Origin of the sequence: Enterobacter sp. K16B (assembly GCF_020216105.1) — a bacterium.
GTDB lineage: Bacteria > Pseudomonadota > Gammaproteobacteria > Enterobacterales > Enterobacteriaceae > Enterobacter > Enterobacter sichuanensis.
On sequence record NZ_JAIWJZ010000071.1, the window covers coordinates 1 to 22,544 of the forward strand.

At 55.2% G+C, this 22,544-nt stretch carries 19 protein-coding genes; 9 read left to right on the plus strand and 10 right to left on the minus strand.

The window, feature by feature from the left end:
* Nucleotides 1-198 precede the first annotated feature (198 nt).
* Nucleotides 199-1,254, plus strand: coding sequence for a porin OmpA (gene ompA, locus LDK53_RS13995; protein ID WP_025755977.1), 1,056 nt, complete (start codon nucleotides 199-201; stop codon nucleotides 1,252-1,254).
* A 62-nt stretch (nucleotides 1,255-1,316) separates the two neighbouring features.
* Here ompA and matP read toward each other — a convergent pair whose 3' ends face one another.
* On the minus strand, nucleotides 1,317-1,769 hold the full coding sequence (gene matP, locus LDK53_RS14000; protein WP_023332611.1) for a macrodomain Ter protein MatP: 453 nt from the start codon (nucleotides 1,767-1,769) through the stop codon (nucleotides 1,317-1,319).
* Between the two features lie 186 nt (nucleotides 1,770-1,955).
* Between matP and LDK53_RS14005 the strand changes: the two genes are divergently transcribed.
* Nucleotides 1,956-3,716 carry an AAA family ATPase gene (locus LDK53_RS14005; RefSeq protein ID WP_225287418.1) on the plus strand — a complete coding sequence of 587 codons (1,761 nt, stop codon included), beginning with the start codon at nucleotides 1,956-1,958 and terminating at the stop codon, nucleotides 3,714-3,716.
* 68 nt (nucleotides 3,717-3,784) lie between these two features.
* Nucleotides 3,785-4,303, plus strand: a complete 519-nt coding sequence (fabA, locus tag LDK53_RS14010) for a 3-hydroxyacyl-[acyl-carrier-protein] dehydratase FabA (RefSeq protein WP_008499931.1) — start codon at nucleotides 3,785-3,787, stop codon at nucleotides 4,301-4,303.
* A 76-nt stretch (nucleotides 4,304-4,379) separates the two neighbouring features.
* Here fabA and rmf read toward each other — a convergent pair whose 3' ends face one another.
* The 6 genes from rmf to rlmKL form a co-directional block, all read right to left on the minus strand.
* Complete coding sequence (gene rmf / locus LDK53_RS14015; RefSeq protein ID WP_013097261.1) at nucleotides 4,380-4,547, minus strand: ribosome modulation factor; 168 nt, start codon at nucleotides 4,545-4,547, stop codon at nucleotides 4,380-4,382.
* 255 nt (nucleotides 4,548-4,802) lie between these two features.
* On the minus strand, nucleotides 4,803-5,369 hold the full coding sequence (gene pqiC, locus LDK53_RS14020; protein ID WP_059386445.1) for a membrane integrity-associated transporter subunit PqiC: 567 nt from the start codon (nucleotides 5,367-5,369) through the stop codon (nucleotides 4,803-4,805).
* Nucleotides 5,366-7,006, minus strand: coding sequence for an intermembrane transport protein PqiB (pqiB, locus tag LDK53_RS14025; protein WP_225287419.1), 1,641 nt, complete (start codon nucleotides 7,004-7,006; stop codon nucleotides 5,366-5,368). The genes pqiC and pqiB overlap by 4 nt, the downstream gene beginning before the upstream one ends.
* Before the next feature lie 4 nt (nucleotides 7,007-7,010).
* Nucleotides 7,011-8,264: a membrane integrity-associated transporter subunit PqiA gene (gene pqiA / locus LDK53_RS14030; protein ID WP_025755981.1), complete on the minus strand. Its 1,254-nt coding sequence runs from the start codon at nucleotides 8,262-8,264 to the stop codon at nucleotides 7,011-7,013.
* A 13-nt stretch (nucleotides 8,265-8,277) separates the two neighbouring features.
* A complete protein-coding gene (locus LDK53_RS14035) occupies nucleotides 8,278-10,185 on the minus strand; it encodes an ABC transporter ATP-binding protein (RefSeq protein ID WP_059386444.1) in 1,908 nt (635 codons plus the stop codon).
* Between the two features lie 12 nt (nucleotides 10,186-10,197).
* Entirely contained in the window at nucleotides 10,198-12,306 is a 2,109-nt protein-coding gene (gene rlmKL / locus LDK53_RS14040) for a bifunctional 23S rRNA (guanine(2069)-N(7))-methyltransferase RlmK/23S rRNA (guanine(2445)-N(2))-methyltransferase RlmL (protein WP_045284707.1), read from the minus strand.
* 98 nt (nucleotides 12,307-12,404) lie between these two features.
* Here rlmKL and LDK53_RS14045 point away from each other — a divergent pair, with 98 nt between their 5' ends.
* A complete protein-coding gene (locus LDK53_RS14045) occupies nucleotides 12,405-13,514 on the plus strand; it encodes a YcbX family protein (RefSeq protein WP_225287420.1) in 1,110 nt (369 codons plus the stop codon).
* On the opposite strand, the gene zapC is transcribed toward LDK53_RS14045, so the two are convergent.
* The gene (zapC, locus tag LDK53_RS14050) at nucleotides 13,511-14,053 is read right to left on the minus strand and encodes a cell division protein ZapC (RefSeq protein WP_025755985.1); all 543 of its coding nucleotides are present in this window, start codon (nucleotides 14,051-14,053) and stop codon (nucleotides 13,511-13,513) included. The genes LDK53_RS14045 and zapC overlap by 4 nt on opposite strands.
* 165 nt (nucleotides 14,054-14,218) lie before the next feature.
* A complete protein-coding gene (gene pyrD, locus LDK53_RS14055; protein WP_045284708.1) occupies nucleotides 14,219-15,229 on the minus strand; it encodes a quinone-dependent dihydroorotate dehydrogenase in 1,011 nt (336 codons plus the stop codon).
* Between the two features lie 249 nt (nucleotides 15,230-15,478).
* On the opposite strand from pyrD, the gene ssuE reads away from it, so the two are divergent.
* From ssuE to ssuB, 5 genes are read left to right on the plus strand one after another with little or no spacing between them, the layout of a single operon-like run.
* Entirely contained in the window at nucleotides 15,479-16,054 is a 576-nt protein-coding gene (gene ssuE / locus LDK53_RS14060; RefSeq protein WP_025755987.1) for an NADPH-dependent FMN reductase, read from the plus strand.
* Nucleotides 16,047-17,009, plus strand: coding sequence for a sulfonate ABC transporter substrate-binding protein (locus LDK53_RS14065; protein WP_025755988.1), 963 nt, complete (start codon nucleotides 16,047-16,049; stop codon nucleotides 17,007-17,009). Before ssuE ends, LDK53_RS14065 begins: the two co-directional genes overlap by 8 nt.
* On the plus strand, nucleotides 17,006-18,151 hold the full coding sequence (gene ssuD, locus LDK53_RS14070; RefSeq protein ID WP_047958169.1) for an FMNH2-dependent alkanesulfonate monooxygenase: 1,146 nt from the start codon (nucleotides 17,006-17,008) through the stop codon (nucleotides 18,149-18,151). The genes LDK53_RS14065 and ssuD overlap by 4 nt, the downstream gene beginning before the upstream one ends.
* A 9-nt stretch (nucleotides 18,152-18,160) precedes the next feature.
* Nucleotides 18,161-18,952 carry an aliphatic sulfonate ABC transporter permease SsuC gene (gene ssuC, locus LDK53_RS14075; protein ID WP_225287421.1) on the plus strand — a complete coding sequence of 264 codons (792 nt, stop codon included), beginning with the start codon at nucleotides 18,161-18,163 and terminating at the stop codon, nucleotides 18,950-18,952.
* The gene (gene ssuB, locus LDK53_RS14080) at nucleotides 18,949-19,719 is read left to right on the plus strand and encodes an aliphatic sulfonates ABC transporter ATP-binding protein (protein ID WP_225287422.1); all 771 of its coding nucleotides are present in this window, start codon (nucleotides 18,949-18,951) and stop codon (nucleotides 19,717-19,719) included. Before ssuC ends, ssuB begins: the two co-directional genes overlap by 4 nt.
* Before the next feature lie 84 nt (nucleotides 19,720-19,803).
* On the opposite strand, the gene pepN is transcribed toward ssuB, so the two are convergent.
* A complete protein-coding gene (gene pepN / locus LDK53_RS14085) occupies nucleotides 19,804-22,416 on the minus strand; it encodes an aminopeptidase N (RefSeq protein ID WP_225287423.1) in 2,613 nt (870 codons plus the stop codon).
* Between the last annotated feature and the right edge of the window lie 128 nt (nucleotides 22,417-22,544).

Sequence of the window (22,544 nt, forward strand, 5' to 3'; positions counted from 1 at the left end):
TTTTTTTTCATATGCCTGACGGACTTCACACTTGTAAGTTTTCAGCTACGTTGTAGACTTTACATCGCCAGGGGTGCTCGGCCTAAGCCGAAGATATCGGTAGATTTATATTTGACCACGCCCCCCGGTGAAGGATTTAACCGTGATTCTCTCTTGAGACTTTCATGGCGAATTTTGGATGATAACGAGGCGCAAAAAATGAAAAAGACAGCTATCGCGATTGCAGTGGCACTGGCTGGCTTCGCTACCGTAGCGCAGGCCGCTCCGAAAGATAATACCTGGTATGCAGGTGGTAAACTGGGCTGGTCTCAGTTCCACGACACCGGCTGGTACAACAGCGCAAACAACAATGATGGCCCGACTCACGAGAGCCAGCTTGGTGCAGGTGCGTTCGGTGGCTATCAGGTTAACCCGTATGTTGGTTTTGAAATGGGTTACGACTGGTTAGGTCGTATGCCATACAAAGGCGACAACACCAATGGCGCTTTCAAAGCACAGGGCGTTCAGCTGACCGCTAAACTGGGTTACCCAGTAACCGACGATCTGGACGTATACACCCGTCTGGGCGGCATGGTATGGCGCGCTGACTCCAGCAACAGCAACGCTGGCGACGACCATGACACCGGTGTTTCCCCAGTATTCGCTGGTGGCGTTGAGTGGGCTATGACCCGTGACATCGCTACCCGTCTGGAATACCAGTGGGTTAACAACATCGGCGACGGCAACACCGTTGGTGTTCGTCCAGACAACGGCATGCTGAGCGTAGGTGTTTCCTACCGTTTCGGCCAGCAGGAAGAAGCAGCACCAGTTGTTGCTCCAGCGCCGGCTCCAGCTCCAGAAGTACAGACCAAGCACTTCACTCTGAAGTCTGACGTTCTGTTCAACTTCAACAAAGCTACCCTGAAACCAGAAGGTCAGCAGGCACTGGATCAGCTGTACACCCAGCTGAGCAACCTGGATCCTAAAGACGGTTCTGTAGTGGTTCTGGGCTTCACCGACCGTATCGGTTCTGACGCTTACAACCAGAAACTGTCTGAGAAACGTGCTCAGTCTGTTGTTGATTACCTGATCTCTAAAGGTATCCCAGCTAACAAGATCTCCCCACGTGGTATGGGCGAAGCTAACCCAGTTACTGGCAACACCTGTGACAACGTGAAAGCTCGCGCTGCACTGATCGACTGCCTGGCTCCAGATCGTCGCGTTGAGATCGAAGTTAAAGGCATCAAAGACGTTGTAACTCAGCCAGCGGCATAAGTTATCGTCTTATAAAAAAACCCCGCAATGCGGGGTTTTTTATTGTCCGAAGAAAGTAAAATCTACTTTTTGCCCAACAGAGCCTGAAGATCATTCTTCAGTGACGACATCTGGTTGGCGTACTTCTCTTTATGTTCGGCATCCTCAATCAGCTGCACGATGGTTTCTGACAGCGTTTTGCCCCGGCGCTGCGCCAGCCCTGCCAGGCGTTGCCAGACAACAAACTCCAGATCGATTGATTTTTTGCGCGTGTGTTGATGCTCAGCATTAAAATGCCGTTTTCGTCGCGCGCGGATAGTTTGCTTCATCCGGTTTAACAGCGCAGGATTAATGTGTTTTTCAATCCAGCCGTTAACCTGTACCGGTTCATTTTCGAGGGTCAGCAAAATATCCACGGCTTCTTGCGCCGCGCTGGCTTCGATATAGCAGGTGATCAGTTCCCCTTCACGGTGCTTTTTGACCAGGTACTTCCATTTCCAGCCGCTTTCGAGATTTTCCAGTTGTTGATATTTCATTGCGATCTCAGTGTTACCACGTAACTCTGTTCAGAATATCAGTTTTTTAGCAATCTGCTGAAAAGAAATCATATCCTGTGATGGAATGCAGCCCGTCCCGCATTCGAAATCCCCAATCCTGCTTGGGTAGAGCCCCCCGCTTACGGTATACTCCTCCCTTTTACATCTGACTAAAAAACATCAACTTTGACCATTACGAAACTTGCATGGCGTGACCTTGTTCCGGATAGCGAAAGCTATCAGGACGTGTTTGCACAGCCAGATCTCGCAAAAGAACACGAATTCATCCTTAGCGATACGCAGCCACGTTTGCATTATGCGCTGGAGCAGGTGTTGAGCCCATGGGCAACAGCGCCCTTCATGTTGCTCAAAGCCCCGGAAGAAGCGGAATACCTGACGCTGATTGGGGATGCTGTACGCCAGTTGCGGCCGGAATCGAACGCAGTCTTTGGCGGCCAATATCGTATCGCGGGACATGATGTTACTTTCGAACCCTCAACCCAGGCTGATGACCGTTTTGCCGCTAAGGGCGAGGTGATTACCGCTAACTGGGTCGAGGCTGAACAACTCTTTGGTTGTCTGCGCCAGTTTAACGGTGAGCTGTCCCTGCAGCCTGGGCTGGTGCATCGCGCAAATGGCGGTGTCCTCATCATCTCACTGCGTACCCTGCTCTCGCAGCCGCTGTTGTGGATGCGTCTGAAAACCATCGTAAACCAGCAGCGCTTCGACTGGGTTGGCTACGATGAGTCTCGTCCCCTGCCGGTCGCTGTGCCATCTATGCCGTTGACGCTGACCGTCGTGTTGACGGGCGACCGTGAATCGCTGGCGGATTTCCAGGAAATGGAGCCGGAGCTGGCTGAGCAGGCGGTGTATAGCGAATACGAAGATAACATCCAGATTGCCGATGCCGATGATATGACCCAGTGGTGTCAGTGGGTGATGACGGTGGCGGAACGTTTTGTGTTGCCAACGCCTGCGGCCGACGCGTGGCCGGGCTTAATGCGCGAAGCGGTGCGCTATACCGGCGATCAGGAAACCCTGCCTCTCTGCCCGCTGTGGATCAGCAAACAGCTGCGTGAAGTGGGTGTTATCAGCGGTAACGGTACCTTCACCGGAGAACAGCTTGCTCAGATGCTGGCGCAGCGCGAGTGGCGAGAAGGCTACCTTGCTGACCGTATGCAGGATGAAATCCTGCTGGAACAAATTCTGGTGGAGACCGAAGGCGAACGCGTCGGGCAGATTAACGCCCTGTCGGTGATTGAGTTCCCTGGACACCCACGGGCGTTTGGGGAGCCTTCCCGTATCAGCTGCGTGGTGCATATTGGTGATGGTGAATTCACTGATATCGAACGCAAAGCCGAACTGGGCGGGAACATTCATGCGAAAGGCATGATGATCATGCAGGCGTTTTTAATGTCGGAGCTGCAGCTTGAGCAGCAGATCCCCTTCTCCGCCTCGCTGACGTTTGAGCAGTCCTACAGCGAAGTGGATGGCGATAGTGCCTCTATGGCAGAGCTGTGTGCCTTAATCAGCGCCCTGGCGGACGTGCCGATCAATCAGAACATCGCAATCACCGGTTCGGTGGATCAATTTGGTCGTGCTCAGCCTGTAGGAGGCCTCAATGAAAAAATCGAAGGCTTCTTCTCCATCTGCCAGCAGCGTGGTTTAAACGGCAAACAGGGGGTGATTATTCCTGCGCCTAACGCACGCCATTTAAGCCTCAGTCAGGATATTCTGGATGCGGTTGAACAAGGGCAATTCACGCTCTGGGCCATCGAAGGGATTGAGGATGCACTACCCTTACTGACAAACCTGGTTTGGGATGGCGAAGGGCAAACAACCCTGATGCAGACCATCCAGGAGCGAATTGCTCAGGCGACACAACAGGATGCTCGTCATCGTTATCCATGGCCGTTACGCTGGTTAAGCTGGTTTAGTTCGAACTGATCGGACTTGTTCAGCGTACACGTGTTAGCTATCCTGCGTCCTTCACTAAAATAAGGCTTACTGAGAACATGGTAGATAAACGCGAATCCTATACAAAAGAAGATCTTCTTGCCTCTGGTCGCGGTGAACTGTTTGGCGCAAAAGGCCCGCAGTTACCGGCCCCGAACATGCTGATGATGGACCGTGTCGTGAAAATGACCGAAACCGGCGGCAACTTCGATAAGGGTTACGTAGAAGCAGAACTCGATATCAACCCGGACCTGTGGTTCTTCGGTTGCCACTTTATTGGCGATCCGGTAATGCCTGGCTGTCTGGGCCTGGATGCTATGTGGCAGCTGGTTGGCTTCTATCTGGGCTGGCTGGGCGGCGAAGGTAAAGGCCGCGCGCTGGGCGTGGGCGAAGTGAAATTCACGGGTCAGGTGCTGCCTACCGCGAAGAAAGTGACCTATCGTATTCACTTCAAGCGCATCGTGAACCGCCGCCTGATTATGGGCCTGGCAGATGGCGAAGTGCTGGTAGACGGTCGTCTGATTTACAGCGCGAGCGACCTGAAAGTGGGTCTGTTCCAGGACACCTCCGCGTTCTGATAGTGCGTTTCGCAACGCCAGACCAGAAAGGCGAAACCTCCGCATTGCGGAGGTTTCTTTTTTTAAAGAGACGTTATCAGGCTATGAGTGCCCTGTCGCCGATGGCTTCTCGCCAGCCTCCAAGCCATTGTGACCTTTGATTTATCGTCTGATAAGGACACATTTCTTTAGAACGTCCAGCGATGCCGGCCTGATAACCACGTTGATGAGCCCGTTCCAGGCGATCTCGTTTCTGTCTCTTCATGCCTCGTTTCCCTCATTCTTTTGTCTGGTGGAAAGAAAACAGTGTCTGCACTCTATGTACAGGCACAGATAACGAATACCCCGAATTAGTCGCAGCGTCAATGTTCAAAATTCATACGGGTGTCATATTTGTGAGCTAGCCAGAAGATCATTTGTACAAAAAATGTGATACGGCACAAGTAACAAACTGAAGTGAAAACGAAAAAAAACCGCAATCAGCGACGGGCCGGTTGCGGTTTTTGATGATGAATTTTACTTATGGCAGCCGGGAAATTTCCCTGGCGATACTGGCCGACTCCTGTGCCCAACCCTGAGCCAGGACTTTCACCATTTCGTCATAACCATCTTTCTGCTGTTTCAACTCCAGATGGAAAGGACGCTTGATCAGTTGCCCCTGATGATTCAGCAACCACTCCCCGCTGATCACCACCGCACCGTCATAACGGCCATGGAAGCCCGTTACCGTGACATTCAGCGTATCCTGATCGTTACCCAGCGGCTGCGATGCGACAACCCAACCCGGAAGCTGGCTGCCCAGATTGGCCACCAGCGTGTTGCGCAGCTGCTGATCCAGCGGACTGGCCCAAAGATTGTTCGTCGCAATCACGTATTTAACGTCGCTGGTCTGATAAACCACGCCGTTTCCGGCGAGGTAATCCGGCACGTTAACCTGCTCAACCCACAGCTGGCGGCTTCCCAGACTGGCCGTGCTTTGCCCGCCACTCTGGGTCGCCACAGGAAGCTGATAGTAGCTTTTGTTATCTACGCCTGAACTGCATGCCGTTAACAGCAGAGCACCCACCATCACTAGCCACTTATTCATTCTTTTGCCCTCTTCGGCTCAGGATCCTTTTTATCTTTCGCTTCAAACACCAGCGCGTTGCTCTTCTCGTTGAGCGTTTTCAGAACGGGCTGCAGTTCACGCAAGACCTGATCAAGACGCTGCATATCTGCCACCATCTTGTTATAGGCCGCTGAGCCAGGCTGGAAGCCCTGCATACTGCGGTTCAGCTCACGCAGCGTTTTCTGCATGTCCTGCGGCAGCTGCTGCATACTCTGGCTGGCGGTGATCTTGTTGATATTATCCAGCGTGGTCTGCAGACGTTGCATTGTCTCCTGGCTCTGGCGTAACGAACCGGTCGCCGCTTCAATCATCGGATTCAGTGGCAGATTGTTAATCTTATCCAGGGTTTCCATCAGACGCTGCTGGATCTGAGCCAGACCGCTGCTCACCGTTGGGATAATTTTGTAGCCACCAAATTCACGGATACCGGTAATCGGCGGCGCTTTCGGATAGAAGTCCATATCCACATACAGCGCACCGGTCACCAGGTTGCCGGTTTTCAGCGACCCGCGCAGACCGCGTTCCATCAGTTGAGTGATATGGGTAGCAATATCCTGATTTTCGCCAATCTGGTTAAGCAGTCGTTCCGGTTCAATGCGGATCAGCACCGGGATGCGGTAATCATCATCCAGTACCTGCTGAAGGCCCGGGACGAAGAACGGAACTTGCCCCACCGTACCGAGACGAATGCCGCGGAATTCAACAGGCGCCCCCGGCTGCAGGCCGCGGACGGAATCTTTAAAGAACATCAGGAAGTCAACGTGATCGGTATAGAGCGCATCCTGAATACTTTTTTGATCGTCAAAGAGTCGGAAGGCGGTGTTCTCTGTAACCGGCTGCCCCAGATCAAGGCCTTCCGGCACGTCAAAGCTTACGCCTCCGCCAAACAGCGTGGTCAGCGAGCCCATTTCGACGCGCATGCCTGCCGATGTCAGATCCACCGCGATCCCGCTGTCTTTCCAGAAACGGACATTGCTGGTGACCAGTCGATCGTTTGGCGCATTGATGAAGAGCTGATAGCTGATCGCTCTTTTCTGCGGATCAAAGGTGCTTTTCTCAACCGACCCGACGCGATAGCCACGGAACAGTACCGGGTCGCCCGCCGTGAGCTGGCCTGCTTTTTTGCTGTCGAGGATCACGCGGATACCCTTGGCATCAGGCGGCGCAAGCGGCGGTGAATCCAGAAGCTGGTATTTGGCTGGCTGGTTACCCTTAGCGCCGGGCTGCAGCTCAATATAGGCCCCCGACAGCAGCGTCCCTAAGCCGCTGATCCCTTCACGTCCCACCTGCGGTTTAACGACCCAGAACACGGAATCGCCATGCAGCAGTTTTTCCATGCCGGCATTAAGGCGCGCCTTAATCTCCACATGGGTTAAATCGTCGGTCAGGGTTGCGCTTTCAACCACCCCCACATCCACGCTACGGCTTTTGATGGTCGTTTTACCGCCCTCAATCCCCTCGGCATTGGTGGTTATCAGCGTCACTTCCGGTCCCTGATGACTGTAATGATAAAACAGGATCCAGGCACCGATCAGCGCCGTCACGATGGGGAAAATCCACACCGGTGACCAGTTTTTGACCTTCTGCACTTTCGCCTCTCCACTCTTATTTTCCATGCTCTTACTCTTCCTCATGGCTTGATTCAGGCTCACGATCCCACGATAAACGAGGGTCGAAGGTCATGGCCGCAAACATGGTCATAATCACGACCAGCGCAAACATTAAAGCCCCCATCGCGGGATAAATACTCATCAGACCGCCCATCCGCACCAGTGCAGAGAGAACGGCAATCACAAACACGTCAATCATTGACCAGCGTCCGACAAACTCAACCACTTCATAAATCAGATGCATGCGTTCACTGTCGCGTTTTCCGTGGCCTTTCGCATCCCAGCAGAGCCAGGCGATGGCGATCATTTTTAACGTTGGCACCATAATACTGGCGATAAAGATAACGCCGGCGACCGGGTAGGAGCCCTCCCCCCACAGCAGTATGACCCCGGCGAGGATCGTCGAGGGCATTTTATCCCCGAGCAAATCAGTGATCATAATCGGCAGAATATTGGCCGGCAGATAGAGCATGATGGAGGTCACCAGCAGCGCCATCGTCCACTGCAGGCTATTTTTACGGCGTACATGACCTTTCGTTTCACAGCGCGGACAAACGTCAAGATCGGCGGGCAGCACCGCGGTACAGCACGGGCACGAACGCAGCCCCTGCCGAATACCCGGTACACCAACTTTCACCGTCTGCGCAAGCGTCGGTGCCGGCGCGATATCGTCCCACACCCAGCGCCTGTCGACGCACTGGAAGGCGCGCAGCTGCAGGACGCAGTACAGACACCAGGGAATAAAGCTGCTGCCGATCCCCACGTCACCGTACGCCATCAGCTTCACGAAACTGACCAGAATGCCCGCCAGGAAGATTTCGGCCATCCCCCAGCTTTTGAGCTGAAAAAGGATACGCGCGAGTTTGATTTTCAGTGATGGCGGCATCCTGACGCGGTTTACCAGCATCAGGATAACGACCAGACAAAAAGCCGGGACTATCTGAACGAAGAGCAGAAAAAAGGTGCCGAGGCTGGCGTAATCTTCTGAGAACATCACGCCCGGAATTTCAAGCAAATCCACCTGACTGGTCATCCCCCCCACCTTCATATAGATGAACGGGAAGAGATTGGAGAGCAGCAGCATGAACAATGCCGCCAGTGCGTAAGCGGTGGGACGCTGCCGCGGCGCGTCCCACTCGGTTGTCAACGTCGTGCCGCAACGTGGACACAGGGCTTTATGTCCGTGACCAAGCTCTGGCAACGCCACGAGCATATCGCATTGCGAGCATAATATATGCCTGTCGGCATGGTGCTGGTCACACATATGTTATCCCTGTTTATGCGCCGTTTTTCAGAGACTCTAGGTACTCCCAGCGCTCAAAGGCGTCTTCCAGGGCTTTTTCAGCCGCGGAAAGTTCAGCCAATACTTTCTGAGTATAGTCATGCGATTGGGTAAAGAATGACGCATCAGCAACCTGTTTTTGCAGATCCTCAAGCGCGGCTTCCAGCTCTTCAAGACGCTGCGGTAGCCCCTCCAGTTCGCGCTGCAGGTTATAGCTTAGTTTAGCCGAGGTTTTCTTGACAGTTTCTGCTTTTGTTACAGCAGGTTCAGAACTTATTTTGGACTTTGCCTGTTTCTGCGCCAGAGACTGCGACTGCTGCCCTTTTGCATCGTGATAGCCGCCGACATATTGTCCAATTCGACCTTCACCTTCGAAAATCCAGCACTCGGTCACGGTGTTATCAACAAACTGACGATCGTGGCTGACAAGCATCACGGTTCCCTGATAGCCATCAATCAGTTCTTCCAGCAATTCCAGCGTTTCGACATCCAGATCGTTGGTCGGTTCATCGAGGATCAGCAGGTTGCTTGGCTTCAGGAACAGACGTGCCAGCAGAAGACGATTTCGCTCACCGCCTGACAGGGCACGTACCGGCGTCATGGCTCGTTTCGGATGGAACAGGAAGTCCTGCAGGTAGCCCAGCACATGGCGCGGCTTGCCGTTCACCATCACCTCCTGCTTACCTTCGGCGAGGTTATCCATCACCGTTCTGTCCGGATCCAGCTCCGCGCGATGCTGATCGAAGTAGGCCACTTCGAGTTTCGTACCGCAGTGAATGCGCCCGCTGTCGGCCTGAAGCTGTCCGAGCATCAGCTTCAATAGCGTGGTTTTACCGCAGCCGTTCGGGCCAATCAGGGCGATTTTGTCACCGCGCTGGACCTGAGCCGAGAACTCTTTCACCAGGACTTTACCGTCAACCTGATAGTTCACGTTTTCCATTTCGAAGACAATCTTGCCGGAACGGGAGGCCTCTTCCACCTGCATTTTGGCGCTGCCCATCACTTCACGGCGTTCGCTACGTTCACGGCGCATGGCCTTCAGGGCACGCACGCGGCCTTCGTTACGGGTACGTCGGGCTTTAATCCCCTGGCGGATCCACACCTCTTCCTGCGCCAGTTTGCGGTCGAACTCGGCATTCTGCAGCTCTTCCACGCGCAGGTTTTCTTCTTTCTCCAGCAGATAGGTATCGTAATCGCCAGGATAGGTCACCAGCTTACCGCGGTCGAGATCGACAATACGCGTCGCCATATTGCGAATAAACGAACGGTCGTGAGAGATAAAGATGATGGTACCGCTGAAGGTTTTCAGGAACCCTTCCAGCCAGTCAATCGCTTCGATATCGAGGTGGTTCGTCGGTTCGTCCAGCAGCAGTACCTTCGGCCCGCTGACCAGCGCGCGTCCCAGGGCCGCTTTACGCAGCCAGCCACCGGAGAGCGCCGACAGCTCCATATCCGCTTCGAGACCAAGCTGCGCCAGCACCTCATTAATGCGGTTTTCAAGCTGCCACAGGCCGTGGTGATCGAGCATCTCCTGCACTTTTGCCAGCTCGTTGAGATTCTTGTCGCTCGGGTCGGTCATCACCAGATGAGAAATCTCATGATAGCGCTTCAGGTATTCAGCCTGCTCAGAGATGCCTTCCGCCACGAAATCGTACACGCTGCCGGTCACGTGGCGCGGTGGATCCTGCTGCAGGCGGGAGACAATCAGATCCTGTTCGTAAACAATCCGCCCGTCATCCAGGCCCTGTTCACGGTTGAGGATTTTCATCAGCGTGGATTTACCCGCGCCATTACGGCCCACCAGACAGACGCGCTCGTTATCTTCGATGTGCAGTTCGGCATTATCGAGAAGCGGTGCGTCGCTGAAGGAGAGCCACGCGCCGTGCATACTAATTAAAGACATTTATTTTTCCTTTCAGACCGCGGTAATCAACCAGCAGTTATGGATTTGACGGTTACGGGCAAAGTCCTGAGACAGCGTTTTTTGGCTGATTTCTTGTGCTTTCAGTCCCAGGGCTGCTAAGCCGTCATGATCCATACGGAAGCCGCGTTTGTTGTTCGAGAACATAATCGTGCCGCCTTTACGCAGCAGGCGTTTCAGGTCGGTCATCAGGCGCAGGTGATCGCGTTGTACATCAAAGCTATCTTCCATACGCTTGGAGTTGGAGAAGGTCGGCGGATCGATAAAGATCAGGTCGAACTGCTCATCGGTATCACGCAGCCAGCCCAGCACGTCAGCCTGCATCAGACGATGCTGACGTCCGGTTAAGCCGTTCAGGCGCAGGTTGCGCTCCGCCCACTCCAGATAGGTGCGGGACATATCGACCGTAGTGGTGCTGCGCGCGCCGCCCAGCCCCGCATGCACGCTGGCGCTGCCGGTGTAGGAGAACAGGTTGAGGAAATCTTTACCCTTGCTCATCTGGCCCAGCATACGGCGGGCGATACGGTGGTCAAGGAACAGGCCGGTATCGAGATAGTCGGTCAGGTTAACCCACAGGCGGGCGTTATATTCGCCCACTTCGATAAAGTCGCCCTTCTCGCCCATCTTCTGATACTGGTTTTTCCCTTTCTGGCGTTCACGGGTTTTGAGCACCAGTTTGTTTGGCGCAATCCCCAGCACGGCGATAGTCGCCGCAATCACGTCCAGCATGCGCTGACGCGCTTTTTGCGCATCAATGGTTTTTGGTGGCGCATATTCCTGAATCACCACCCAGTCCGCGTAGCGGTCAACCGCCACGTTGTACTCCGGCAGATCGGCGTCATACAGGCGATAGCATTCAATGCCTTCCTGCTTCGCCCATTTTTCAAATTTCTTCAGGTTTTTACGCAGACGGTTGGCGTAATCTTCCGCCACGCCCGACGGTTTGCTGTCCGCCGCCTTCTCCGCCAGATGGTAGTTTTTCTGCACGCAATCCAACGGGCCATTCTTTGCCTTAAACTGGCGATCGGCGCGCAGTTGCAGGCAGCTCAGCAATTCCGGTGAGGCGCTAAAGAGGGAGAGATTCCAGCCGCCAAAGTAATCTTTCATGTTGCGGCCGAGCAGGCTGTGCAGGGCAATCAGCGCCGGTTCGCTGTCGAGACGCTCACCGTATGGCGGGTTGCTGATAACCGTACCGTAAGGCCCTTTCGGCAGCGGGTTGGTCAGGTTGGCGACATCTTTCACCTCGAAGGTAATCAGCTCGCCGATACCGGCACGACGGGCGTTGCTGCGCGCACGTTCAATCACGCGCGGATCGCTGTCCGAGCCGTAGAAGTGGGAGGTGTACTCCGCCAGGCCTTTACGTGCCCGGGCCTGAGCGTCCGCTTTCACCTCTTTCCAGATAGCTTCATCGTGCTGCGCCCAGCCTTTGAAGCCCCACTGGCCGCGATGCAGTCCCGGCGCGCGGTCGGTGGCCAGCATAGCCGCTTCAATCAGCAGCGTACCGGAGCCACACATCGGGTCGAGCAATGGCGTGCCTGGCTGCCAGCCGGAGCGCATCACGATGGCGGCGGCCAGGGTTTCTTTGATCGGTGCCATACCGGTGCGATCGCGGTAGCCACGCAGATGTAAGCCCGCCCCGCTCAGATCGAGAGAGATACTTGCTGTGTCGCCATTGAGCCAGACGTTAATGCGCAGATCCGGGTTTTCACGATCGACGTTTGGTCGTTCCTTATTTTTACGCGTGAAACAGTCCACAATGGCATCTTTGACGCGCAAGGCACCGTACTGGCTGTTGCGGATCTCGTCGTTCACGCCGTTGAAATGCACCGCGAAGGTGGCATCTGGAGTGAAGATCTCTGTCCAGTCGATCATCTGAACGCCGGTATAGAGGTCAAGGTCACTGTAAACCTTACACTCCTTCATCGGCAGCATGATGCGCGATGCCAGACGGCTCCACATCAGGCTCTGGTAAATAAGCCGTGTGTCGCCCTCAAAATGGACACCACCCTGAACTACCTGGCACTCTTGCGCGCCCAGGGCTTCCAGTTCAGTTTTTAACAGCTCTTCCAGCCCACGGGCCGTACTGGCAAACAGAGAATTCATATCGTCACTTTTACTCTAAGAAAATTGTCGCGCATTATAGCTAATATGGCGTGTATGTCATAAAGTTGAAGGCTTATTTTCATTCGAGGGACTGTGCAGTGGCGACCTTATCCAGGCTTTTTATTCATCCGGTGAAATCCATGCGCGGCATCGGCGTTTCTCACGCCCTGGCCGACATGAGCGGATTTGCCTTCGATCGTATCTTCATGGTCACCGAGCCGGACGGGACGTTCATTACCGCACGCCAGTTCCCGCAGATGGTTCGCTTTACCCCTTCCCCGCTTCATGACGGTTTGCACCTGACCGCACCGGATGGTGAAAGTCGGGTGATCCGCTTTGCTGATTTTGCGCCTGTCGATGCGCCAACGGAAGTGTGGGGCAATCATTTTACCGCGCGCATTGCCCCGGAAGAGATTAACCGCTGGCTGAGCGGCTTTTTCTCCCGCGACGTGCAGCTTCGCTGGGTTGGGCCGGAACTGACGCGTCGCGTGAAGCGTCACGACGCGGTTCCGCTCTCCTTCGCCGATGGTTTCCCGTTCCTGCTGACCAATGAAGCCTCGCTGCGTGATTTGCAACGCCGCTGCAAAGCCAGCGTTCAGATGGAGCAGTTCCGTCCGAACCTGGTGGTGACGGGAGCAGACGCCTGGGAAGAAGACACCTGGAAAGTGATCCGCATTGGCAACGTTATTTTCGACGTGGTCAAGCCCTGCAGCCGCTGCATTTTTACGACGGTGAGTCCGGAGAAAGGGCAGAAGCACCCTTCCGGCGAGCCGCTGAAAACCCTGCAATCCTTCCGTACCGCGCAGGATAACGGCGATGTCGATTTTGGCCAAAACCTTATCCCGCGCTCCAGCGGCGCGATCCGTGTCGGTGACGAGGTAGAAATTCTTGCCCGTGGACCCGCACGCGTTTACGGCGCAGGCCAGGAAGAGGAGTCTGTCGATATTGAGACGCCAGTCAGCTCGGCGGTGGATATTCACTGGCAGGGCAGCGTCATTCGGGGAAACAATCAGCAGGTTTTACTTGAGCAACTGGAACAAGCGGGGATCCGCATACCCTATTCCTGCCGCGCGGGGATCTGTGGCTGCTGTCGAATAAAACTGGTGGAGGGCGAGGTCAGTGCGCTGAAAAAGTCAGCGATTGCCGAAGACGGGACCATTCTGTGCTGCAGCTGTATCCCAAAAACGTCGGTACAGCTGGAAGCTTAAACCGCCTGCTCGAGGCTGAACGAGTCCATACGCAACTGCGGTTTCAGCCTGTCGTTCATCACTTTTATGGCGTCCCCAAGCTGCATCGTCCGCCCGGCAATGGTCACGCCGGGCTGGGCCAGCAGACAGAGCGCGGCATTTTCGCCAGGCTCAACCACCAGCAAACTGACCTCTTCTGCCGTATCGCTCAGATTGACGCAGGCTGCGTCACCCGTTGCCGGGGTCCAGTTCATGTTGTGCGCAAGAAAGTGCCAGCTTTTCGGCATCTGTGGTTTCAGGAAACGGATCGCGACCAGCGCATTTAATACCAGTTCGGCACGCTGCTCTTTAGAGAGAACCAGATCGCGACATTTCTCCTCAAAGGAGAAATAAAGCGCAGCGTCATCCACACAAAAGCCAGACGGGGAAAACGCATCCGGGGTTAACATTCGGCGGGCAAAACGAGAACGAAACAACATGCCATTGGCTAAATCGAGCATCATTCGATCGTGCTCGTCGCAAAAATACCAGCGCCAGTTATCGTCAGGTTTAATTCGCATGTTTCTCTCCCGTACCCAAACGTCCTGTACTAAAAATGTCCTGATTGCCGCTTCGTTTATAACACCATTAATAAAAGACCATAATGTCTAAATAAGCAACAGTGACGGAATATAAAACAACCAGGGCTGGAAATAAAGCCCTGGTTGTCTGATTAGGAGAAAAGATTAGATATGAGTAACGATTTCTTTAATCAGCGGCGGCCCTTTAAAAATAAAGCCGGAATAGATTTGTACCAGTGACGCACCTGCCGCCATCTTCTCGCGCGCAGCTATCACGGAGTCAATGCCACCGACGCCAATAATCGGCAGGCGTCCTTTTAATTCCGCAGACAGGGCACGAATAATTTCGGTGCTTTTTAATTGTACTGGACGACCGCTTAACCCACCCGCTTCATCACAGTTTTTCATTCCCTGTACGAGGGAGCGATCGAGGGTGGTATTGGTCGCAATCACGCCATCAATATTATGGCGAACTAAACTGTCAGCAACCTGGATCAATTCTTCCGCAGAAAGATCCGGGGCGATCTTAACCGCCACCGGAACATATTTATGGTGGATCGCCTGCAGGGCATTTTGTTTATTTTTAATGGCGCTCAGAAGATCGTCCAGCGCTTCACCATATTGTAAGGATCGCAGGCCCGGAGTATTGGGTGAAGAAATATTCACCGCGATATAACCGGCATAGGCGTAGACTTTTTCCATACAAATCAGGTAGTCATCTTTACCCTGTTCGACTGGCGTGTCTTTATTTTTGCCGATGTTGATGCCTAATACCCCATCAAAATGGGCTTTTTTTACGTTCTCCACCAGGTGATCCACACCGTGGTTGTTAAAGCCCATGCGGTTGATCAACCCTTCGGCTTCGACCAGGCGGAACAGGCGCGGCTTGTCATTTCCCGGCTGCGGACGCGGGGTGACGGTACCAATTTCGATGGAGCCAAAGCCCATCGCGCCCAGGGCATCAATGCACTCGCCATTTTTATCCAGACCTGCCGCCAGACCCAGCGGGTTTTTAAAAGTCAGTCCCATGCACTGCACAGGTTTTTCCGGCACGTTCTGGCGCACCAGCGCCGCCAGCGGCGTTCCGGTAATACGACGTAATTGCTGGAATGTAAATTCATGAGCGCGCTCAGGATCGAGCTGGAAAAGGGCTTTACGAACGAAGGGGTAGTACATGAACTCTCCTGGATTCCCGGTGTGCAAACCGGGAGGGGATTATGGGCGATCCCGGCGCGAAAGGGAATTGACCTGTGGCAAAAAAAGCCGCGTAAAACGCAATCGTTTACCTGCCCGGGGATTTCTTATGCTCTTTTTCGCATTTTAATTGCAGATAAATCATTTAGTGGAATAACCGCGCGATGTCACACTCCTGAAAATTGTTATGAATGTTAGATAAAAGCAAACAATTGGTTATAAGGAGGAAGTATGCGCGTCATTACTCTGGCCGGAAGTCCACGATTCCCTTCGCGCTCCAGCGCCCTGCTGGAATATGCCCGTGAAAAGCTCAATGCCCTGGATGTGGAAGTGTGCCACTGGAACCTGCATAACTTCGAACCTGAGGATCTGCTTTATGCCCGTTTTGACAGCCCCGCGCTCAAAACCCTGACAGAACAACTTAAAGACGCGGACGGTTTAATCGTCGCCACGCCGATTTATAAAGCCTCTTTTTCCGGCGCACTGAAAACCTTGCTTGATTTGCTTCCTGAACGCGCACTGGATGGCAAGGTGGTGTTGCCGCTGGCCACAGGCGGCACAGTCGCCCATTTACTGGCGGTGGATTACGCCCTGAAGCCGGTCCTGAACGCGCTGAAAGCGCAGGAGATCCTCCACGGCGTCTTCGCGGATGACTCCCAGGTCATTGACTATCAGCACAAACCACACTTTACGCCTAATCTGCAAACCCGCCTCGATAACGCTCTGGAAACCTTCTGGCATGCCCTGCATCGCAGGGATATTCAGGCCCCGGCGTTTGGTCAGCCTCAAGGAGTCGCTCATGTTTAAAATCTTATCCCGCGTCGGACTGGCAGGTCTGATGGCATTGACGTCGCTGGCCCATGCCGCAGATAACGCCCCTGAGAGCTTACGCATCGGTTACCAGAAAGGCAGCGTGAGTATGGTGCTGGCCAAAAGCCACCAGCTTCTGGAAAAACGCTTCCCGGACACCAAATTCTCCTGGGTTGAGTTTCCCGCTGGACCTCAGATGCTGGAAGCCCTGAATGTCGGCAGTATTGATCTGGGCAGTACAGGCGATATTCCGCCAATATTCGCCCAGGCCGCCGGAGCGGACCTCGTCTATGTGGGCGTTGAGCCGCCTAAACCGAAGGCCGAAGTGATTCTGGTACCGGAAAAGAGCGACATCAAAAGCGTCGCCGATCTTAAAGGACATAAAGTTGCGTTTCAGAAAGGTTCCAGCTCGCATAATCTGCTGCTGCGTGCCCTGCAGGAAGCCGGGCTGAAGTTCACCGATATTCAGCCCGTCTATCTGACCCCGGCTGATGCGCGCGCCGCCTTCCAGCAAGGGAATGTGGATGCCTGGGCCATCTGGGATCCATACTACTCCGCCGCACTGCTGCAGGGCGGCGTGCGGGTACTGAAAGACGGTACCACCCTGAAACAGACCGGCTCGTTCTACCTTGCCGCAAAACCGTATGCGGAAAAAAACGGCGCATTTATTCAGAACGTACTGGATACCTTTACCCAGGCCGATGCCCTGACTCAAAGCCAGCGTCAGGAGAGTATTGCCCTGCTGGCAAAAACCATGGGCTTACCTGAACCGGTGATCGCGAGCTACCTCAGCCACCGTCCACCGACCACCATTTCCCCCGTAGATGCACACGTTGCCGCACTTCAGCAGCAAACCGCTGACCTCTTCTATCAAAATCACCTGGTTCCTAAGCAGGTGGATATTCGTGAACGTATCTGGCAACCCGCAGGCAAAGAAGGAACAAAATCATGAGTCTGAATCTTTTCTGGTTTTTACCCACCCACGGTGATGGACACTATCTTGGTACAGAAGAGGGTTCACGCCCGGTTGACCACGGCTATCTGCAGCAGATAGCGCAGGCGGCGGATCGCATCGGTTTCACCGGGGTACTGATCCCAACCGGACGATCCTGTGAAGATGCCTGGCTGGTCGCCGCCTCGATGATCCCGGTGACTCAGCGGCTGAAGTTCCTGGTTGCGTTACGCCCGAGCGTCGTCTCCCCCACCGTGGCGGCGCGTCAGGCGGCAACACTCGACAGACTGTCCAACGGCCGCGCCCTGTTTAACCTGGTGACGGGCAGCGATCCCCAGGAGCTGGCGGGCGACGGCGTGTTCCTCGACCACACCGAGCGCTATGAGGCCTCTGCCGAGTTCACCCGCGTCTGGCGACGTCTGCTGGAGGGTGAGACCGTGACCTTCGAAGGCAAGCATATTCACGTTCGCGACGCGAAGCTTTACTTCCCGCCGGTGCAGCAGCCGCGCCCTCCTCTCTATTTTGGCGGATCGTCAGATGTGGCGCAGGACCTGGCGGCAGAGCAGGTTGATCTGTATCTCACCTGGGGCGAACCGCCTGAGCTGGTAAAAGAAAAAATTGACCAGGTCCGCGCCAAAGCGGCCGCGCATGGCCGCAAGGTGCGCTTCGGTATTCGTCTGCATGTGATTGTGCGTGAGACCAATGAAGAAGCCTGGCAGGCGGCCGACCGTCTGATTTCTCATCTGGATGATGAGACTATCGCCAAAGCGCAGGCCGCGTTTGCCAAAACTGACTCTGTAGGACAGCACCGGATGGCTTCCCTGCACAACGGCAAACGCGAGAATCTGGAGATCAGCCCGAACCTGTGGGCAGGCGTGGGTCTGGTGCGCGGCGGTGCGGGTACGGCGCTGGTCGGCGACGGTCCAACCGTGGCCGCGCGGATTAATGAATACGCAGAGCTTGGGATCGACAGCTTTATTCTCTCAGGCTATCCGCACCTGGAAGAAGCGTATAAGGTGGGCGAACTGCTGTTCCCGCATCTGGATGTGGCCATCCCGGAAATTCCCCAGCCCCGCCAGCTGCAGCTGCAGGGCGAAGCCGTGGCCAACGAATTTATCCCGCGAAAAGTTGCGCAAAGCTAAGGAGTAACCATGTCTGCCACCTCACAAAAATGGTTGCTGCGCGCCGCGCCATGGTTTTTTCCCGTCGGCATTGTGGCTATCTGGCAGCTCGCGTCGTCCACCGGCTGGCTGTCGAGCCGCATTCTGCCCTCCCCGGAGGGCGTTATCGAAGCGTTCTGGTCGTTAAGCGTCAGCGGCGAGCTGTGGCAGCATCTGGCGATCAGCTCCTGGCGCGCGGTGATTGGTTTTTCCATCGGCGGTAGCATCGGCCTGGTGCTGGGGTTGATCAGCGGCCTGTCCCGCTGGGGTGAACGGCTGCTGGATACGTCCATTCAGATGCTGCGCAACGTGCCGCATCTGGCGCTGATCCCGCTGGTGATTTTATGGTTTGGTATTGATGAGAGCGCCAAGATTTTCCTCGTGGCGCTGGGCACGCTGTTCCCGATTTACATCAACACCTGGCACGGCATCCGCAACATCGATCGCGGTCTGGTGGAGATGGCGCGCAGTTACGGCTTATCAGGTTTCGCGCTCTTTACCCATGTCATTCTGCCCGGCGCCCTGCCCTCCATTATGGTCGGGGTGCGTTTTGCGCTCGGCCTGATGTGGCTGACGCTGATTGTCGCGGAAACCATCTCTGCCAACTCCGGCATTGGCTATCTGGCGATGAACGCCCGCGAATTCCTGCAAACGGATGTGGTCGTAGTCGCCATCATCCTTTACGCCCTGCTCGGCAAACTCGCCGATGTCAGCGCCCAGTGGCTGGAACGCAGCTGGCTACGCTGGAATCCAGCTTATACCACTTCGGAGGCGAAAGCATGAATACAGCCCGACTGACTCAGGGTACCCCGCTGTTGCTCAGCGGTGTCACCAAACGCTACGGTGAAAACACCATTCTTAACGGACTGGATCTGCACATTCCCGCCGGGCAATTTGTGGCCGTTGTCGGCCGCAGCGGCGGCGGCAAGAGCACACTGTTGCGTCTTTTAGCGGGGCTGGAGTCCCCCAACGGCGGCGACATTCTGGCGGGCACGACGCCGCTGGCCAATATTCAGGACGATACCCGTATGATGTTCCAGGACGCGCGGCTGCTGCCGTGGAAAACGGTTATCGACAATGTCGGGCTCGGTCTTAAGGGCAACTGGCGGGATGAAGCCCGCCAGGCGCTGGCCGCCGTCGGGCTGGAAGATCGTGCAAATGATTGGCCTGCGGCGCTGTCGGGTGGACAGAAGCAGCGTGTGGCGCTGGCGCGGGCGTTGATTCACCGTCCGGGCCTGCTGTTGCTCGATGAACCGCTGGGCGCGCTCGATGCCCTGACGCGAATCGACATGCAGGATTTGATTGCATCCCTCTGGCAGGCGCACGGCTTTACGGTGCTGCTGGTCACCCATGATGTGAGCGAAGCCGTTGCGATGGCCGACCGGGTACTGTTAATAGAAGACGGGAAAATTGGTCTGGATCTGACGGTAGACCTTCCACGCCCTCGTCGCGTCGGTTCCGCAAGACTGGCTGAGCTCGAAGCTGAGGTATTGGATCGGGTGATGAAACGGGGGGTGAATGAGCGCGCATTGATCAAAGCTAATGCCTGATGCCCTCACCCCGACCCTCTCCCACAGGGAGAGGGAGAAAACCCTATGTAGGCCCGGTAAGCGTAGCGCCACCGGGCTTTTACATCAGGCCAACGCTTTAGCAATCTTCTCGTACAGATCGCCTGACAGGTTTTCCAGCCCTTTCAGTTGCTCAAGCGCGGCACGCATCTTCGCCTGACGCTTCTCGTCGTAACGTTTCAGACGGATCAGCGGCTCAATCAGACGTGACGCCACCTGCGGGTTACGGCTGTTCAGCTCAGTCAGCATTTCCACCATAAACTGATAACCGCTGCCATCTTCGGCGTGGAACGCCGCCGGGTTGCTGCTGGCAAACGCGCCAATCAGGGAGCGCACGCGGTTGGGGTTGCTCATGGTAAAGGAGCGATGCTTCAGCAGGCTGCGAACGGTGCTGAGGGCATCGGCCGCCGGACTGGTCGCCTGCAGAATGAACCACTTGTCCATCACCAGACCATCCTGATGCCATTTGTCGTCGTACTCCTGCATCAGCGCATTACGGCAAGGCAGTTCAGCTGCAACGCTTGCCCCCAGCGCGGCCAGCGCGTCGGTCATGTTATCCGCGTCGTGATACTGCTTGCTCACCAGGGTGTTCGCCAGACCGGTTTCACCAAACGCCAGATAGCGCAGGCAGGTGTTACGCAGAGAACGTTTACCGATGTCCGCATGCTCCACACGATACGCGTCAAGCTTATTGGCGTTGTAGACCGCCAGGAACTCATCGGCCAGCTCGGTCGCCAGCGTGCGGGTCAGCGCTTCACGCACCGCCACGATGGCGATCGGGTCAATAATGTCAAACAGCTCCGCAATTTCCGTCGCGGACGGCAGAGTCAGGATTTCAGCCGCCAGTGCCGGATCAATCTTCTCGTCCAGCAGAATGGCGCGGAACGCGTCAGCCACATGAACCGGCAGCGTCAGCGGCTGGCCCTGCTGGTAACGGTTCACGTTCAGCTTGATGTAGGTTGCCAGCAGGCTTTGTGCCGCATCCCAGCGGGAGAAGTCGTTGCGCGCGTGACGCATCAGGAACGTCAGTTGCTGATCGCTCCACTTGTACTCCAGCTTCACTGGCGCAGAGAATTCACACAGCAGCGCAGGTACCGGCTGGAAATAGACGTTATCGAAGATAAAGGTCTGCTCGGCCTGGGTCACGTTCAACACGTGGTGCACCGGGTGGCCGCCCTTCTGCAATGGGATGACTTTGCCTTCGTTATCGTACAGCTCAATACTGAACGGAATATGAAGCGGATATTTCTCTTCCTGCTCTGCCGTCGGCGGCGTACGCTGACTGATAGTCAGCGTGTACTGCTCGGTTTCCGGATTGTAATCGTCTTTAACGGTCACAATTGGCGTACCGGCCTGGCTGTACCAGCGGCGGAAATGAGAGAGATCGACATTGGAGGCATCTTCCATCGCCTGCACAAAGTCGTCGCAGGTGGCCGCACTGCCGTCATGACGCTCAAAGTACAGCTGCATCCCTTTCTGGAAATTCTCCTCACCCAGCAGGGTGTGGATCATACGGATAATTTCCGCCCCTTTTTCATACACCGTCAGGGTGTAGAAGTTGTTCATCTCAATGACTTTATCCGGGCGGATCGGGTGCGCCATTGGGCTGGCATCTTCCGCAAACTGCAGGCCACGCATGGTGCGCACGTTGTTGATGCGGTTTACCGCACGAGACCCCAGATCGGAGCTGAACTCCTGGTCACGGAAGACGGTCAGGCCCTCTTTCAGGCTCAGCTGGAACCAGTCGCGGCAGGTGACGCGGTTACCGGTCCAGTTGTGGAAATATTCGTGGCCGATGACGCGCTCAATATCGAGATAATCTTTATCGGTGGCGGTATCGGTACGCGCCAGCACATATTTGGAGTTAAAGACGTTAAGGCCTTTGTTCTCCATTGCGCCCATGTTGAAGAAGTCGACGGCGACGATCATATAGATGTCGAGGTCATATTCGAGGCCGAAGCGCTCTTCGTCCCACTTCATGGAGTTGATGAGCGAGGTCATCGCCCATGGGGCGCGGTCCAGGTTGCCGCGATCAACAAACAGCTCCAGCGCCACCTCGCGACCCGAACGTGTTTTGAAGGTGTCGCGCAGCACGTCGAAATCTCCCGCTACCAGCGCAAACAGGTAGCACGGTTTCGGGAACGGATCCTGCCACTGAACCCAGTGACGGCCATTTTCCAGCTCGCCTTCACCGACGCGGTTACCGTTGGAGAGCAGGAAGGGATAAAGCTTTTTATCGGCGATAATTTTGGTGGTGAAGCGCGCCAGGACGTCCGGGCGGTCCAGATACCAGGTAATGTGACGGAACCCTTCCGCTTCGCACTGGGTGCACAACGCCACGCCAGACTGATAAAGCCCTTCCAGAGCCGTGTTGGCGGCCGGGCTGATTTCATTCACGATGCGCAGCGTAAACTTTTCCGGCAGGTTGTCGATGACCAGCTGGTTGTTTTCTTCTTTATAGTCAGACCACGCTTCATCATTAATCTGCAGGGAGACCAGCGTCAGGTCTTCACCATCCAGACGCAGCGGCACGGCCGTTGCGCTGTGGCGCGTCACCTGGCTCACCGCCGTCACAACGGTTTTAGTGGCATCCAGGTCAAAAGTCAGATCGATATCGCTAATCAGGTAATCCGGCGCACGGTAGTCGTGGCGGTATTTGGCTTGTGGCTGTTGTGTCATAGAAAACCTTATGCATCGTTTGTCGAGTAACGTTTCAATATATTCCTGTTGTGTAAAACGCGCTACGCAGAATGTTCATCTTTTCAGGAACAAAACCCTTTTTTGCTACATTTATATAACACGGGGCA

Coding starts and splice junctions, on each gene's coding strand:
- rmf (WP_013097261.1), bottom strand. CDS start 4,547: ATGAAGAGACAGAAACGAGATCGCCTGGAACGGGCTCATCAACGTGGT.
- pepN (WP_225287423.1), bottom strand. CDS start 22,416: ATGACACAACAGCCACAAGCCAAATACCGCCACGACTACCGTGCGCCG.
- rlmKL (WP_045284707.1), bottom strand. CDS start 12,306: ATGAATTCTCTGTTTGCCAGTACGGCCCGTGGGCTGGAAGAGCTGTTA.
- fabA (WP_008499931.1), top strand. CDS start 3,785: ATGGTAGATAAACGCGAATCCTATACAAAAGAAGATCTTCTTGCCTCT.
- pqiC (WP_059386445.1), bottom strand. CDS start 5,369: ATGAATAAGTGGCTAGTGATGGTGGGTGCTCTGCTGTTAACGGCATGC.
- zapC (WP_025755985.1), bottom strand. CDS start 14,053: ATGCGAATTAAACCTGACGATAACTGGCGCTGGTATTTTTGCGACGAG.
- ssuC (WP_225287421.1), top strand. CDS start 18,161: ATGTCTGCCACCTCACAAAAATGGTTGCTGCGCGCCGCGCCATGGTTT.
- pyrD (WP_045284708.1), bottom strand. CDS start 15,229: ATGTACTACCCCTTCGTTCGTAAAGCCCTTTTCCAGCTCGATCCTGAG.
- ompA (WP_025755977.1), top strand. CDS start 199: ATGAAAAAGACAGCTATCGCGATTGCAGTGGCACTGGCTGGCTTCGCT.
- matP (WP_023332611.1), bottom strand. CDS start 1,769: ATGAAATATCAACAACTGGAAAATCTCGAAAGCGGCTGGAAATGGAAG.
- LDK53_RS14035 (WP_059386444.1), bottom strand. CDS start 10,185: ATGTCTTTAATTAGTATGCACGGCGCGTGGCTCTCCTTCAGCGACGCA.
- ssuE (WP_025755987.1), top strand. CDS start 15,479: ATGCGCGTCATTACTCTGGCCGGAAGTCCACGATTCCCTTCGCGCTCC.
- ssuB (WP_225287422.1), top strand. CDS start 18,949: ATGAATACAGCCCGACTGACTCAGGGTACCCCGCTGTTGCTCAGCGGT.
- LDK53_RS14065 (WP_025755988.1), top strand. CDS start 16,047: ATGTTTAAAATCTTATCCCGCGTCGGACTGGCAGGTCTGATGGCATTG.
- pqiB (WP_225287419.1), bottom strand. CDS start 7,006: ATGGAAAATAAGAGTGGAGAGGCGAAAGTGCAGAAGGTCAAAAACTGG.
- ssuD (WP_047958169.1), top strand. CDS start 17,006: ATGAGTCTGAATCTTTTCTGGTTTTTACCCACCCACGGTGATGGACAC.
- pqiA (WP_025755981.1), bottom strand. CDS start 8,264: ATGTGTGACCAGCACCATGCCGACAGGCATATATTATGCTCGCAATGC.